Origin of the sequence: Pseudomonas sp. BN415, assembly GCF_029871195.1 — a bacterium.
GTDB classification, from domain to species: domain Bacteria; phylum Pseudomonadota; class Gammaproteobacteria; order Pseudomonadales; family Pseudomonadaceae; genus Metapseudomonas; species Metapseudomonas resinovorans.
Genome location: NZ_SSOK01000066.1, coordinates 22,294 through 36,611, shown reverse-complemented (window position 1 = coordinate 36,611; position 14,318 = coordinate 22,294). Strand labels below are relative to the sequence as shown.

15 protein-coding genes are annotated in these 14,318 nt (G+C 65.2%); 3 read left to right on the top strand and 12 right to left on the bottom strand.

Annotated elements, in window-relative coordinates:
* Window positions 1–3: 3 nt before the first annotated feature.
* Complete coding sequence (locus tag E8F20_RS24255) at window positions 4–1,107, bottom strand: efflux RND transporter periplasmic adaptor subunit (RefSeq protein ID WP_280286033.1); 1,104 nt, start codon at window positions 1,105–1,107, stop codon at window positions 4–6.
* A 92-nt stretch (window positions 1,108–1,199) separates the two neighbouring features.
* On the opposite strand from E8F20_RS24255, the gene E8F20_RS24250 reads away from it, so the two are divergent.
* Window positions 1,200–1,835, top strand: coding sequence for a TetR/AcrR family transcriptional regulator (locus E8F20_RS24250; protein ID WP_280286032.1), 636 nt, complete (start codon window positions 1,200–1,202; stop codon window positions 1,833–1,835).
* 37 nt (window positions 1,836–1,872) lie between these two features.
* Here the strand turns inward: E8F20_RS24250 and E8F20_RS24245 are convergent, their stop codons facing one another.
* The 7 genes from E8F20_RS24245 to ppc form a co-directional block, all read right to left on the bottom strand.
* Complete coding sequence (locus E8F20_RS24245) at window positions 1,873–2,646, bottom strand: class I SAM-dependent methyltransferase (RefSeq protein WP_280286031.1); 774 nt, start codon at window positions 2,644–2,646, stop codon at window positions 1,873–1,875.
* A 90-nt stretch (window positions 2,647–2,736) separates the two neighbouring features.
* Window positions 2,737–3,564 carry an isocitrate lyase/phosphoenolpyruvate mutase family protein gene (locus E8F20_RS24240; RefSeq protein WP_280286030.1) on the bottom strand — a complete coding sequence of 276 codons (828 nt, stop codon included), beginning with the start codon at window positions 3,562–3,564 and terminating at the stop codon, window positions 2,737–2,739.
* Window positions 3,565–3,611: 47 nt separating this feature from the next.
* Complete coding sequence (locus tag E8F20_RS24235) at window positions 3,612–4,466, bottom strand: DUF72 domain-containing protein (RefSeq protein WP_280286029.1); 855 nt, start codon at window positions 4,464–4,466, stop codon at window positions 3,612–3,614.
* The gene (locus tag E8F20_RS24230) at window positions 4,466–4,810 is read right to left on the bottom strand and encodes a hypothetical protein (RefSeq protein ID WP_280286028.1); all 345 of its coding nucleotides are present in this window, start codon (window positions 4,808–4,810) and stop codon (window positions 4,466–4,468) included. The genes E8F20_RS24235 and E8F20_RS24230 overlap by 1 nt, the downstream gene beginning before the upstream one ends.
* 104 nt (window positions 4,811–4,914) lie before the next feature.
* Window positions 4,915–5,595, bottom strand: coding sequence for a tRNA (adenosine(37)-N6)-threonylcarbamoyltransferase complex dimerization subunit type 1 TsaB (gene tsaB / locus E8F20_RS24225; protein ID WP_280286027.1), 681 nt, complete (start codon window positions 5,593–5,595; stop codon window positions 4,915–4,917).
* Window positions 5,596–5,681: 86 nt separating this feature from the next.
* Window positions 5,682–6,329: an adenylate kinase gene (gene adk, locus E8F20_RS24220; protein ID WP_028627409.1), complete on the bottom strand. Its 648-nt coding sequence runs from the start codon at window positions 6,327–6,329 to the stop codon at window positions 5,682–5,684.
* A gap of 162 nt (window positions 6,330–6,491) precedes the next feature.
* Window positions 6,492–9,128, bottom strand: coding sequence for a phosphoenolpyruvate carboxylase (gene ppc / locus E8F20_RS24215; RefSeq protein ID WP_280286026.1), 2,637 nt, complete (start codon window positions 9,126–9,128; stop codon window positions 6,492–6,494).
* A 202-nt stretch (window positions 9,129–9,330) separates the two neighbouring features.
* On the opposite strand from ppc, the gene E8F20_RS24210 reads away from it, so the two are divergent.
* The gene (locus E8F20_RS24210) at window positions 9,331–9,675 is read left to right on the top strand and encodes a pilin assembly protein (protein WP_028627407.1); all 345 of its coding nucleotides are present in this window, start codon (window positions 9,331–9,333) and stop codon (window positions 9,673–9,675) included.
* A 16-nt stretch (window positions 9,676–9,691) separates the two neighbouring features.
* Here E8F20_RS24210 and cadR read toward each other — a convergent pair whose 3' ends face one another.
* On the bottom strand, window positions 9,692–10,159 hold the full coding sequence (gene cadR / locus E8F20_RS24205; protein ID WP_280286025.1) for a Cd(II)/Pb(II)-responsive transcriptional regulator: 468 nt from the start codon (window positions 10,157–10,159) through the stop codon (window positions 9,692–9,694).
* Window positions 10,160–10,234: 75 nt separating this feature from the next.
* Between cadR and E8F20_RS24200 the strand changes: the two genes are divergently transcribed.
* A complete protein-coding gene (locus E8F20_RS24200) occupies window positions 10,235–12,415 on the top strand; it encodes a heavy metal translocating P-type ATPase (RefSeq protein WP_280286024.1) in 2,181 nt (726 codons plus the stop codon).
* Between the two features lie 117 nt (window positions 12,416–12,532).
* Here E8F20_RS24200 and E8F20_RS24195 read toward each other — a convergent pair whose 3' ends face one another.
* From E8F20_RS24195 to E8F20_RS24185, 3 genes are read right to left on the bottom strand one after another with little or no spacing between them, the layout of a single operon-like run.
* Entirely contained in the window at window positions 12,533–13,033 is a 501-nt protein-coding gene (locus E8F20_RS24195; RefSeq protein WP_280286023.1) for an O-acetyl-ADP-ribose deacetylase, read from the bottom strand.
* Window positions 13,034–13,063: 30 nt separating this feature from the next.
* The gene (locus E8F20_RS24190) at window positions 13,064–13,387 is read right to left on the bottom strand and encodes a hypothetical protein (RefSeq protein WP_028627403.1); all 324 of its coding nucleotides are present in this window, start codon (window positions 13,385–13,387) and stop codon (window positions 13,064–13,066) included.
* Window positions 13,384–14,277: an alpha/beta hydrolase gene (locus E8F20_RS24185; protein ID WP_280286022.1), complete on the bottom strand. Its 894-nt coding sequence runs from the start codon at window positions 14,275–14,277 to the stop codon at window positions 13,384–13,386. Before E8F20_RS24185 ends, E8F20_RS24190 begins: the two co-directional genes overlap by 4 nt.
* Window positions 14,278–14,318 lie beyond the last annotated feature (41 nt).

Below are 14,318 nucleotides of genomic sequence, written 5' to 3'. Positions count from 1 at the left end.
GCCTTACTCCTTGGCCAACAGCTTCACCGAACGGTTGGCGCGGTCCACCGGCCGCACCTGCTGGCCTTCGCGCAGCACCTGCACGCCGGCCGCCACCACCCAGTCATCGGGTTGCAGGCCTTCGAGCACGGGCACGCGGTCTTCGCCATAGGGACCGACGCGCACTAGGCGACGTTTGAGCGTGGAGTCCTTGGGATCGACCACCCAGACATAGGGCTGGCCCGCTTCTGCAGTCAGTGCCGACAGCGGTACGGAAAGCGGCACCGCGCCGTTGCTGCGGATGAATACGCGAGCGCTCTGGCCCAGCTCTGCCGGGACCTTGTTGTCGGCGAAGGCGACCCGTGCAGCGAAAGTACGGGACTGCGAATCAGCGGCCGGCGCCAGTTCACGGATGCGTGCCGGGAAACGCTGACCGGGCAGCGACCAGAGCTCAACCGCCACATCCTGGCCAACCTTGAAACGGTCGATCGCGTGTTCCGGCAGGCTGATCAGCACTTCGCGTTCACCATCGACGGCCAGGGTGAAGACGGTCTGGCCGGCGGCCACCACCTGCCCGACTTCCGCGCGACGAGCGGCGATCACACCATCCCGGGAGGCACGCAGCACGGTGTAGGCCGCCTGGTTGCTGGCGACGTTGTGCTCGGCCTTGATCTGCTTCACCCGCGCTTCGCCTGCGCGGAAGGTGTTTTCCACGTTGTCGTACTGGGAGCGGCTGATCATCTGGCGATCCAACAGGGTGCGGTAGCGATCGCGCTCGGCGCGAACCAGCTTGAGATTGGCCTCAGCCGCAGCCACCTGCGCCCGGCTCGCCTCCAGTTGCAGGCGCACGTCCTGAGGGTCCAGCTCGGCCAGGGCCTGGTCCTTCTTCACCCGCTGACCTACTTCCACCAGGCGCTTGGCGATCTTTCCACCGATGCGGAAGGCCAATTCCGGCTCATAGCGCGAGCGCACTTCGCCCGGGAAGGTATCCACCGCATCTGCCGCCGGTTCGGGCTGTATCACCATGGCCGGACGAACCGCCTGTTGAACAGGCTCCCCATTGCCGCAGGCCGCGATCAGAAGAGAGAGGGAAAGGGGCAGAGCGAGGGGCAAGGCATGGCGAAACATGATGAATGACCTTTCGCGAAGAGCAGCTGGAATATTTATACTGCTGGGTATAGTAAAAATAGCAAACTCACCAGTCCAGTATTTATAAAGAAATGTCAGACAATTCATTTCCGACCAGCGGCCCAGGCCGTCCGAAAGATCCGGCGAAAAGAAAGGCAATTCTCGAAGCCGCGAAGAATCTTTTCCTAAGAAACGGCTATGACGGCAGCAGCATGGACGCCATCGCCGCCGAGGCCGGCGTGTCCAAGCTGACCGTGTATAGCCACTTCACGGACAAAGAGAAGCTGTTCTCCGCTGCGGTGAAGGCCAAATGCGAGGAGCAGTTGCCAGAGCTGCTGTTCGAGCTACCGGCCGACGCCAGCATCGAGAGCGTGCTGCTGAACATCGGCCGTAGCTTCCATCAGTTGATCAACAGCCGCGAATCCCTCGAACTGCACCGGGTGATGGTGGCCATGGCCAACCAGGATCCGAAGCTTTCACGGATGTTCTACGAGGCGGGACCGCTGCAGATCCTGCAGGAGATGACCGGGCTGCTGGCCCATGCCAACGAGGCCGGCAAGCTGCACATCGACCGTCCACAGAACGCCGCGGAGCACTTCTTCTGCCTGATCAAGGGCGGGCACAACTTCCGCCTCTTGATCGGCTGCGGGGCGGCGCTGGAGGGAGAAGAGGCCGAGTTGCACGTACGGGAAGTGGTCGAGCTATTCATCAGGGCCTACCGGCCCTGACTGAAATAGCACAGGACTGCGAGGCCCTTGGCTGACCTCAGGCGTCGAGCTTTTTCTTCGGATAGATGTCGTAGCGGCTGGATTTGCCCTCCAGCGCATAGCTCGGCTTGGCGCCCTCGATGATCGGCGCCTTGCGCGGGCGCTTCACCACCACCCGGTGGCTGGCCAGGGCCAGGGCGGCCTCCAGCAGCGCCGGCGCATCCTGGTCATCACCCACTAGTGGACGGAACAGGCGCATTTCCTTTTTCACCAGGGCGCTTTTGTCGCGGTGCGGGAACATCGGGTCCAGGTAGATCACCTGGGGCGCCTCCCCCTGCCACCCCCGCATCAACTCGATGGCGTTGCCCTGCAGTAGTCGCATGCGCGCGACGATGGCGGCTGTCTCCAGGTCCCGCCCGGCGCGGGCCAGACCGTCTTCCAGCAGTGCGCCGATCAACGGCTGGCGCTCGATCAGGGTCATCTCGCAGCCCAGGGTGGCCAGGACGAAAGCATCGCGGCCCAGGCCCGCGGTGGCGTCCAGCACCTTCGGCCGAACACCCGGCTGCACGCCGACGGCCTTGGCGATCATCTGCCCACTGCCGCCCCCGAACTTGCGCCGGTGCGCTGCCGCCCCTTCGACGAAATCCACCCGCACCGGGCCTGGCGAATCAGGCCCCAGCTGCAGCAGTTGCAGACCGTCACCACCGAGCTGAAAGGCGAAATCTGCCTCCCCTTCCCGCATCAGCCCCAGGCGCGCCGCCCAGGCCTCCAGCGCTTCGGCATAGGCCGGCTCAAGGGCTTCTGCCCTTACCCTGACGGAATCTTCACTCATGAACCTACACGCCTGATCGGAAAACCCGCGCATTCTGCCAGAGCCGGCAGCCAGCGTCCCCATCAGCCCAAGCGGGAGAGGAGCCTCGACTCAGGGCCCGAACAGGTCGTTGATGCGATCGAACGGGATGGCCTGCCCCATTGCCGCCAGGTTGCCCTGGTGCAATTCTTCGGCAGCACGAAAAAACGCCCCATACGCCACCCGCGCCAGATTGGAACCTACGCTCACCCGCTTGACCCCCAGTTCGGCCAGTTCCTCCAGGCTCAGCTTCAGGCCAGGTGACCCCACCAGCACATTCACCGGCCGTGGCGCCACGGCATGCACCACTTCATGGATCTGTTGGCGAGTGGTCAAGCCCGGTGCATATAGCACGTCAGCCCCCGCCTCGGCATAAGCCACCAGGCGACGCAGGGTGTCGTCCAGGTCAGCACGACCGTGGAGGTAGTTCTCCGCCCTGGCCGCCAGGGTGAAGGGGAATCCAAGGCTGCGGGCGGACGCCACTGCGGCGCGAATGCGCTCGACCGCCAACTCCAGCGGGTAGATGGGATCGTCACTGCGACCGCTGGCATCTTCGATCGAGCCACCCACCAACCCGACTGAAGCAGCCGCACGAATGGTCGCAGCGCAGTCTTCGGGACGATCGCCGTAGCCATTCTCCAGATCCGCCGCCACCGGCAGGGGCGTGGCCTCGACTATGGCGCGGGCATTCGCCAGGGCTTCCTCCCGGCTGACATTACCCTCCGCATCACGCCGGCCGAGGGCGAATGCCAGGCCGGCGCTGGTGGTGGCCAACGCGGAAAAACCTAGATGGGCGAGCATCTTCGCCGATCCGGCATCCCAGGGATTGGGCAGGACGAACAGGCCGGGAGCTCGGTGCAGAGCGGCAAAGGCTTCACCGCGTTGCGCTTGGGTGGTCATGGCAGGCTCCGGAATCAGGGGCAGAGGCCGATAGCCTAGCCCAAGGCTCAGAGGAGGCCGAGTTGTTCGGCCGGCGGTTGCGGCAGCACCAGGGCCGGCAGTCCGGGCAGGCGCTTGCACAGGGCGGCATGGAAGCGCAGGGCCTGGGCTGCAGCCAGGTGGTTGTCCGGCGTGTGCAGGAAGATGTTGGGCGTGAGCCCCTGTTCGATCCAGCCGGCGACCTTTTCCAGCCAGGGTTCGAGGAACGGCTGGTTGGCGTCTAGGTCCGGCCCGCCGATGAAGCGTACTTGAGGACGGGTACTGAAGGCCGTGGGCCGCACGGGTACCCGGGGCTTCTTCGCCTGCGCATGAAGCACCGCCGGGTCCTGTGAACGGACGCTGAACAACGCCCGCGAGTCCAGGCAAATACGCTCAACGCCGCGCTCATGCAGCAGGCGATTGAGCATTCGCTCGGCGTCGCCCTTGTCGAAGAACGCCGGGTTGCGTACCTCCACGGCAATAGGTTGGTGACTGAATTCGTCCAGCCAGGCCGCCAGCTCCCCCAGGCGTGCGGGTCCGAAAGCCGCTGGCAGCTGAAGCCAGAGCGGCATGAGGCGCGTGCCCAGTGGCGAAAGGAGCTGGAGGAAAGTGTCCGTGGCAGCGAACTGGTCGCGCAGATCGCCTTCATGACTGATGTCCCGAGGCATCTTGGCGCAGAAGCGGAACTGCTCCGGCATGGTCTGCGCCCAGCGCTGCAAGGTGTCGGCGGAAGGCCGCGCATAGAAGGTCGTGTTTCCCTCCACTGCGTTGAACACCTGGCAGTAGTGCCCCAGGGTGTCGGCGGGACGCAGGTCGGTGGGATAGAAGTTGCCGCGCCAGGCTGGCTCGTTCCACGACGGGCAGCCCAGGTGATAGGGCAACATCAGGCGTAGAGGTCGAGCCCGAGCACCTCGGGGGCATCGTATTCGGCGGAGAAACTGGCGGTGGCGCTGTAGCTGGCGATGGCCTGCGCAGCACGATTACTGATAGTGCGCTGCTGTTGGATCAGGTCCTGCGGGCGCAGCGGCAAGCTGTCGCCGGAGCCATTACTGGCCTGCACACGACGGGGCTGGGCGGCCTGCTCGTAGCCCTGGGTGGAAGATGGTGTGCTCGGCTGCTCGCGGCGGACCTCCGCCTCACGCTGGATCTCGCGGAAAGGCGTGACCGCGCTGCCCTGACGGGGACTACGCTCCAGCGGATAGGAAGAGGTGAAGCCATCGATGCGCATCGGTTACCGCTCGGCAGTGCTGGCGTTTCGAAATGAGTGCCGGTGGACTCTAGCCACCCGCCCCGGCCTAGGCAATCCGGGACGGAGGGCCGACAGACGCAATTCTAGCGCGGCGCCTTGGGCGTGGCGACGTTGTCGCGTAGGTAGACCGGCTGCGCCTGATCGGCGGGCAAGCCTTCACCCCGTGCCCAAGCGAAGCGGGCCAAGGTCAGCAGATCTTCGGCATGGGGCAACAAAGCCGCTGACTGACCGCTGACCTGAACGGGAATCCGCGCGGCAAAGGTACCCCAGCCGGTGCCCGCGCCGTACCAGTCACCGCTGGCATCGCGCGGCAGCTGGGCCTGTTCGGGCGGCAGCACGGCTTCCGCGCCAGTCAGGCGCATTTCGCCGGCGTCCAGGCGATAGCAGCCCCAGTAGACCTCGTCCATGCGCGCGTCGATGGCCGCAGCCACCTGATCGACACCCTGCTCACGGTGGGAACGCTGAGCCAGCACGGCCAGGTCAGAGACCGGCAACACCGGACGATCCAGGGCAAAGGCCAGCCCCTGGACGACGCCGATGGCGATACGCACACCGGTGAAGGCCCCTGGCCCGCGACCGAAGGCGATGGCATCCAGCGCCGCCAGCGGCAATCCGGCTTCGGCCAGCAGGGTCTGGATCATCGGCAGCAGACGCTGGGCGTGCAGGCGCGGGATCACCTCGTAGTGGCTGAGCACCTTGCCGTCATGCAACAGGGCAACGGAGCAGGCTTCGGTGGCGGTATCCAGGGCCAGCAGAGTGGTCATCGATCAGTCCAGACGCAGGAAAAAAGGCGGGCATTATAAACGCCAACGGCCCGCAAGCGGGCCGTTGGTCAGATACGAAATCCGTCTCAGCTGAGCGCGGCCAGTACCTTGCCAGTGATTTCTTCCACCGAACCAACGCCGGCGATGGCGCTGTACTTCGGGGTGCCTTCAGCGGCAGAGAGCTTCTGGTAGAAATTCACCAGCGGCTTGGTCTGGGAGTGGTAGACGGACAGGCGATGACGCACGGTTTCTTCCTTGTCGTCGTCGCGCTGGATCAGGTCTTCACCGGTTTCGTCGTCTTTACCGGCAACCTTCGGCGGGTTGTGCTCGGTGTGGTAGACGCGACCGGAGGCCGGGTGCACACGGCGGCCGGCGATGCGGCTGACGATTTCCTCGTCGTCCACGGCGATCTCGACCACGTGATCGATGCTCACGCCCGCTTCCTTCATGGCTTCAGCCTGGGGAATGGTGCGCGGGAAACCGTCGAAGAGGAAGCCGTTGGCGCAGTCGGGCTGGGCGATGCGTTCCTTGACCAGGTTGATGATCAGGTCATCGGAAACCAGGCCACCGGCATCCATGACGCTCTTGGCCTTCAGGCCGAGCTCGGTACCAGCCTTGACCGCTGCGCGCAGCATGTCGCCGGTGGAAATTTGCGGAATGCCGAACTTCTTGGTGATGAAACCGGCTTGAGTACCTTTGCCGGCACCAGGGGCCCCCAGCAGAATCACGCGCATCGATGTGCTCCTCAAATATTTTATTTTCAGATCGGTCGGATTCGCCTCATGGGGCCAATCTCAGAATAGGTTTTTCGGCGTCGCTGTCGGGCCAAAAGGACGTTCAAGATACACAGCGCCCCTATAGCGCACAAGACGCCGGAAGTAGGGGCTGGAACCGCCTCAACCGGTATTGCGCAACCCGGCTGCGATACCCGCCACACTCACCAGAAGGGCCTGTTCCAGAGGGCCTTCTACATGTTGCTCACAGCGCCTGGAACGGGCCAGGAGCTCGGTCTGAAGCAGGTGTAGAGGGTCAAGGTAGGTATTGCGCACACTGATGGCTTCGCGGGTCTCCGGGCTCTGCGCCAGAAGCTCGGACTGACCGGTCAGAGCCAGTACCGACGCGCATGCCTGCGACAATAGGTCGCGCAACTGCGCACCCAGGGATTTCAGCTCCCCAGGCACCAGTCGCTCGTCGTAAAGCGCAGCGATATTGGCGTCGGCCTTGGCCAGGACCATTTCCAGCATGTCGATTCGGGTGGCGAAGAACGGCCAGCGCTCACGCATTCGCGCCAACAATGCGGTTTCGCCGCGTTGCTGGGCGTTGGCCAGGGCGGATTCCCAGCCCAGCCAGGCCGGTAGCATCAGGCGTGTCTGGGTCCAGGCGAAGATCCACGGAATCGCTCGCAGGCTCTCCACGCCACCCGCGCGACGCTTGGCCGGGCGGCTTCCCAGGGGGAGGCGGCCCAGTTCCTGCTCGGGTGTGGCCTGACGGAAATACTCGACGAACTGCGGATGCTCACGCACGACCGCGCGGTAGGCGGCCACGCCATCGGCGGCCAGGCGGTCCATGGCAGCGCGCCAGGCCGGCTCAGGCTCCGGCGGCGGCATCAGGGTCGCCTCCAGCACGGCGGCCAGGTAGGTGTTCAGGTTTTGCTCGGCGATACCGGGTAGGCCGAACTTGAAACGAATCATCTCGCCCTGCTCGGTGGTACGGAAACGTCCTGCGACCGAACCCGGCGGTTGCGACAGGATCGCTGCGTGGGCAGGGCCACCGCCGCGCCCCACGGTGCCACCGCGACCGTGGAACAGCAGCAACTCCACCTGATGTTCGCGGCATATCTCCACCAACCGTTCCTGGGCGCGGTACTGGGCCCAGGCGGCCGCCACGGTCCCGGCATCCTTGGCCGAGTCGGAGTAGCCGATCATCACCTCCTGTGGGCCATGCAGCCGCGCACGGTAGCCAGGCAGGCCCAACAGGCGATCAATGGCCGGGCCGGCGTTGTCCAGGTCAGCCAGGGTTTCAAAGAGTGGCACCACGCGGATCGGCCGTTGCAACCCGGCTTCCTTGAGCAACAGTTGCACCGCCAGCACGTCCGAAGGCGCCCCGGCCATGGAGATCACGTAGGAACCGAGGGACGCAGCCGGCGCATTGGCCACCACCCTGCACGTGGCGAGCACTTCGGCGGTGTCGGCCGAAGGACAGTAGTGCGATGGCAGCAGCGGACGTCGGTTGTCCAGTTCGCGCTGGAGGAACGTCAGGCGGTCCTCTTCATTCCACTGCGCGTAGTTGCCCAGCCCCAGGTAGTCGGTGATTTCATCCAGCGCGGCGGCGTGACGCCCGGCGTCCTGACGGATGTCGAGGCGCACCAGGAACAGGCCGAAGGTGACCGCGCGACGCAAGCAATCGAGCAGCGCGCCGTCGGCGATAACGCCCATGCCGCACGCGTGCAACGAGTGGTAGCAAAGCTCCAGGGGCTCCAGCAGCTGGCAGTTCTCATGAAGCACGTCGGCGCTCGGTGGTACATCCCTGTCCAGCGCGGCTTCGGCCCAGGCGCGGGTGGCGCGAAGGCGATCACGCAATTGCTTGAGCACCGCGCGATAGGGTTCTGGATGAACGCCCACCCGCACCCGCAACTCATCGCTGGCCTGCTGCATGGACAGCTCGGCAGCCAGATGGTCGATGTCACGCAGATAGAGGTCGGCCGCCATCCAGCGGGCCAGCAGCAGCACCTGCCGGCTGATGGCGGCCGTGACATTGGGGTTGCCGTCGCGGTCGCCGCCCATCCAGGAAGCGAAGCGCAGAGGCGCGGCCGTCAGTGGCAGACGCAGCCCGGTGGCCTCATGCAGCACCTGGTCGACATGCCTAAGCACATTGGGCAATGCATGCCACAGGGAATGCTCGATCACTGCGAAGCCCCATTTCGCCTCGTCCACCGGTGTCGGCCGGATGCGGCGGATCTCCTCGGTGTGCCAGGCCTCGGCAATCAGGCGCAGGAGGCGCAGGCGCGTCCGCTCGCGCTCGGCGTCGCTCAAGTCAGCGTGGTCCTGGGCGGCCAGTTGCGCCGCGATGGCGTCGTACTTCTGGATCAGCGTGCGGCGGGCAACCTCGGTGGGATGGGCAGTCAGCACCAGTTCGATATCCAGGCGCCCCAGCTGCCGGGCCAACTGTTCCGGGCCATGACCGGCAGTGAGCAAGCGCTGCAGCAAGTCGCCCAGCACACGATCTTCGAAAGGTTGCGGTTCATCCGGGCCGCGCCGGCGGATGCGGTGGTACTGCTCGGCAATATTGGCCAGGTTGAGGAACTGGTTGAAGGCACGAGCCACCGGAAGCAGTTCATCGTCTGTAAGCCCGTCGAGGGTATCGATGAGCTGGCGCTCACCTTGGGCCGAGCCTTTGCGCGCAGCCTTGGCACCCTTACGGATACGCTCGATCTTGTCGAAAAAGGCCTTACCCCGCTGGTTGCGGATGGTATCTCCGAGCAGTTCACCGAGCAGGTGGACATCCTCACGCAGGCGCGCGTCGATTTCGGCCATTACCGTCTCTCCGTTCTGTTTGCGGCCTCCAGATTGCCGAGCGCGCCATAGAGATACAAGGGCGCGACGAACGGCATATCCAGGCGCGTCCGCAAGCTAGTCTGAAGATTAGCCGCCATCACGAATGACGACTCCCGGGCGGCAGAGATCGCCCGGTGCTTCGCAGTCACCCACCACCACGTGGGTAAAGGATGAGGTGTCTATGAAGATCCGAGAACTAGCCCGCCATTGGGAGCAAAACGCCAAGGGTCGCCTGACCCGTAGCGAGTACAGCATTCACCTGGACCTGGAGTCCGCCGCACGCCTTGCCGCGTTGTCCGAGATGTATCCCAAGCGCAGCGTCGAGGAACTGATCGGCGAACTGGTAGGCGCCGCCCTGGAAGAGTTGGAAGCCAGCTTCCCCTACGTCAGGGGCAGCCAGGTGGTCGCTACCGATGAACAGGGCGACCCGCTCTACGAGGACATAGGGCCGACGCCGCGTTTCCTGGCCCTTTCACGCCGTTACCTGCAGCAACTCAGCGATCAGCGCGACAGCACCAACCACTGATCGAGCGCTGAGGTCGTCAACCCCGTCGATGCACGCCCGGTACGTGCAGGTGGCCGGCGTGCGCGCATTCCTCGCTGGTCACCGGCGGCGGCCCCGGTTGCTCCAGTTCGCGGAGAATGCCGCAGGCCTCGCTTGCGCCCTCCCCGCTGCAGTGCGCGCGCAGGTCATGGAGCTGGTCGCGCAGTGACTGCAGCTCAGCGATGCGCACCTCCACATGGTGCAAGTGTTCCTCGATGAGCCGGTTGGCGGTGCCGCAATTGGCCTCGGGATGATCGCGCAAGGCCAGCAGGGCGCGGATTTCCTCCTGGGTCATGTCCAGCGAACGACAGTGGCGGATGAACGACAGCCGCTCCACGTGGACCGTGTCGTACTGCCGGTAGTTGCCCGCGCTGCGCGAGGGTGCCGGTAGCAGGCCTTCGCGCTCGTAGTAACGGATGGTTTCCACCGGGCAGCCGGTGAGGGTGGCCAGTTCGCCGATCTTCATTGCCGGACTCCGCTTGACTCTGTAGTTGCTACAGGGTGTGCAATGGCCACCGACGCGTCAAACAGGAATTGACCCATGAGCCACCATTGCTGCCACGACCATGAGCATGCGCCCCGCTCCGCCGCACCGGAACTGGCCACCGTCGCCGCTACCGCCGAGCCGCGCTGGAGCAGCCTGCGCATAGATGCCATGGACTGTCCCACCGAAGAGCGCCTGATCCGCGATGCCCTGGGCAGGGTCCCGGCCATCGAAGAACTGGAGTTCAACCTGATGCAGCGCCTGCTACGCGTGCGTCACCGCTTCGACGACGTGGAGCCGCTGCAACGCCTGATCGAGAGCCTCGGCATGCAGGCCGTGCCGCTGCGCGAAGGCGCTCCCGCCAGCGCCCCGCAAGAAGCGAAGAAACCCTGGTGGCCACTGGCCCTTGCCGGTCTGGCTGCACTGGCGGCGGAAGTCTGCGAGTGGTTCACCCTCACGCCCGAGTGGATGGTGGCGGCCCTGGCCATCCTCGCCATCCTCGGCGCCGGCCTGCCCACCTACCGCAAGGGCTGGATCGCCCTGAAGAATCGCAACCTGAACATCAATGCCCTGATGAGCATCGCCGTCACCGGTGCGCTACTGATCGGCCAGTGGCCGGAAGCGGCCATGGTCAGCGTACTGTTCGCCATCGCAGAACTGATCGAGGCACGCTCTCTGGAGCGAGCGAGGGACGCAATTCGCGGCCTGCTGCAACTGGCCCCCGAGCAGGCCACGGTTCTCGAGGCCGGCCAGTGGTGTGAACGCCCAGCGCGTGACGTAAAGCCCGGCGCCCGCGTGCGGGTACGTCCCGGTCAACGCATCGCCCTCGACGGCGAAGTACTGAGCGGCCGATCCAGCGTCAACCAGGCGCCGATTACCGGCGAGAGCCTGCCGGTGGAAAAAGACCTGGGCGACCCGCTGTTCGCAGGCACCATCAACGGCGAGGGCGAACTGGAATACCGCGCCACCCGCGCCGCCGACGACAGCACCCTGGCGCGCATCATCCACGCCGTGGAAGCCGCGCAGGGCTCGCGGGCACCGACCCAGCGCTTCGTGGACCAGTTTTCGCGCATTTATACGCCAGTGGTGATCCTCATCGCCGTACTCACCGCCCTGCTGCCGCCCCTGATGTTCGACGGCGCCTGGCTGGACTGGCTGTACCGCGCCCTGGTGCTGCTGGTGATCGCCTGTCCCTGCGCCCTGGTGATTTCCACCCCGGTGACCATCGTCAGCGGCCTGGCAGCGGCGGCCCGTGGCGGCATCCTGATCAAGGGCGGCGTGTTCCTGGAGCTGGGCCGCAAGCTGGCCTGGATCGCCCTGGACAAGACCGGCACGCTGACCGAAGGCCGTCCTCGCCAGACCGACATCCAATTGCTGCACACGGATGAACACGATCCCCGAGCCGTGGCCGCCAGCCTGGCGGCGCGTTCGGACCACCCCGTGTCCCAGGCCGTAGCCCGTGCCGCCGAAGACGACGGTATAGCGCTCTACGCTGTGGATAACCTGGCCGCCCTGCCCGGCCGCGGCGTCACCGGTCTGGTCGAGGGCCGCACCTATCACCTGGGCAATCACCGCTTGGTGGAGGAGCTCGGTCTCTGTTCATCGGCGCTGGAAGCGCGCCTGGACGCCCTGGAAACCCAGGGCAAAACGGTGGTGGCGCTGTGCGGCGAGGACAGCGTGCTGGTCCTGTTCGCCGTCGCCGATACGATGCGTGACAGCAGCCGCGAAGCCATCGGCCAGCTCCATGAGCTGGGCGTGAAGACCCTGATGCTCTCCGGCGACAACCCGCACACCGTGCAGGCCATCGCCAGCCAGGTGGGGGTAGACGATGCCCGTGGCAACCTGCTGCCGGAAGACAAGCTGGCGGAAATCGGCCTGCGCCAATCCTCAGGTGTGCCGGTCGGCATGGTGGGTGACGGCATCAACGACGCCCCGGCCCTGGCACGAGCGGACATTGGCTTCGCCATGGGCGCCGCCGGCACCGATACCGCCATCGAAACCGCCGGCGTTGCCTTGATGGACGATGACCTGCGCAAGCTGCCGCAGTTCATACGCCTGTCGCGCCGGACCCACGCGGTACTGATGCAGAACATCACCCTGGCCCTGGGCATCAAGGCGGTGTTCCTCGCGCTTACCCTGATGGGCCAAGGCACCCTGTGGATGGCGGTGTTCGCCGACATGGGCGCCAGCCTGCTGGTGGTGTTCAACGGAATGCGCTTGCTGAGGGCGGAACGTTGAAGAGAACACCTGCGAAACCCATCGATCCGATGATGGGTTTCGCTCCGCTCTACCCATCCTACAAACTCCCGGAAGTCGAGGGGTGACGGGCAAGACCGGCCGGTCCCTCCCGGCAACCTACTTCAGGGTGTCCTGATAGATCTTCACCATATCCACCCCAAAGGCCACCAACAGCACCTCACGCAGACGGCTGCCCACCGGCCTGGGCCGCTGCAGCTCGGCCACAGCAATTCGCGCCGCTGCCTCCAGCGGATAGCCGTACACCCCGCAACTGATCGCCGGAAAGGCGATGCTGCCCAGCCCTTCGGATTCGGCCAGGGCCAGGCTGTTGCGGTAGCAGTTGGCGAGGAGTTCGGGTTCGAGGCGAGTGCCGCCGTGCCAAACCGGCCCGACGGTGTGGATCACGAAGCGCGCCGGCAGGCGGAAGCCCGGGGTGATGCGTGCCTCGCCAGTGGGGCAGCCGCCTAGCGTGCGGCAGTGGGCAAGGAGCTCGGGGCCGGCGGCCCGGTGGATGGCGCCGTCGACGCCACCGCCGCCAAGCAGTGAACTGTTGGCGGCATTGACGATGGCGTCGACGCTCAGGGTGGTGATATCGCCCTGCCAGATTCGAATGTCCATGACGGGTACCTCCAAACGGAGGCTAGCCTCTTATTTGACCTCTTGCGGGGTCTCCTGCCCCATGCAGCGCACCGCCTTGCGCTTGTTGTCCACCAACACGCCGGTCAGGCCCTTCTGCTGGGTATCGAACAGCACCAGCACGCCGTCGATGCACTGAGCGACCTGCGGGGCAGCTTCCAGGGAAACCTTGTAATCCTCGCCCGGGATGGTCTTGAGCATTGTGAAGTCGGACAGCAACAGGGCGTCCTCCGGCTTGGCGAAGTGAAGGTAGCCGTAGTACCAGAGCACCATCACGGTGCCGACAATGCTGCCGATGCCGGTGAGGATCAGCGGAATGGGGTTGCGTTCGCTCATTGGGGACTCTCTGTATTCGGGACTTCAGCCAGCCGGCGCAGTCCGACGAAGCCTTTCGGGTCTTCGAGGTAAAGCAGCATGACCTGCCGCCAGGTGGGGTCGGCGAAGGTCTGCACATGGCCGCCGCGGACCGGCTGGAACACCCGCGGCGGGGGCGCAGCTTGATACAAGCGCACGCCGTTGGAAAGAGGCACCACCGGATCGTCGATGCTGTGGTAGATCAGCATGGGCAGGCCTTTTAGCTCGCCAATGGCACGTATGGCGCTGTCACCATCCGGAATCAGGAAGGACAACGGTACCTGCAACGGCCAGGTGATCAAGGCGTTGGAGAGGCTGTATTGGGCCACTTCGCGGTAGCTGGCGGGCACGCCGTCCAGCACCAGCGCCCTGAGTTGCTCGCGCCGCGCAGGGTTTTCGGCAAGATAATGCACCGCCAGCGCGCCGCCGATGCTCTGCCCCAGCAACACGACCGGCTTGCCCTGGACCTCCGGCGCCTGGTCGAGCCAGGCGAAGGCGGCCTCGATGTCCTGGTAGATCGCCGGCAGGCTGGGCGAGCCTTCGGAGCGGCCATAGCCACGGTAATCCAGTAGCAGCACCTGATAACCCTGCGCCGGCAACCACCAGCTGCCGCCCAGGTGGCTGGCAACATTGCCGCCGTTGCCATGCAGATGCAGCACCGTGCCCTTCACTTCCACACCCGGTTTGGCTGGCAACCACCAGGCATGCAGGCGCGTACCGTCAGCGGCGGTCAGGTTGATGTCGTGGTACGCCAGCTTGGCCTTCTCCGGGGTGAAGGGCAGGTAGCGGTCGGGGTAGAACAGCAGGGCGCTGCAGCCTTGCAGGATCAGGACGAAGAGGATCGGCAAGAGGCGGGAAGCGGGCATGTGCATTTCCTTCCTGAAACATCACAGGCCAGCCCTGCGGGCTGGTT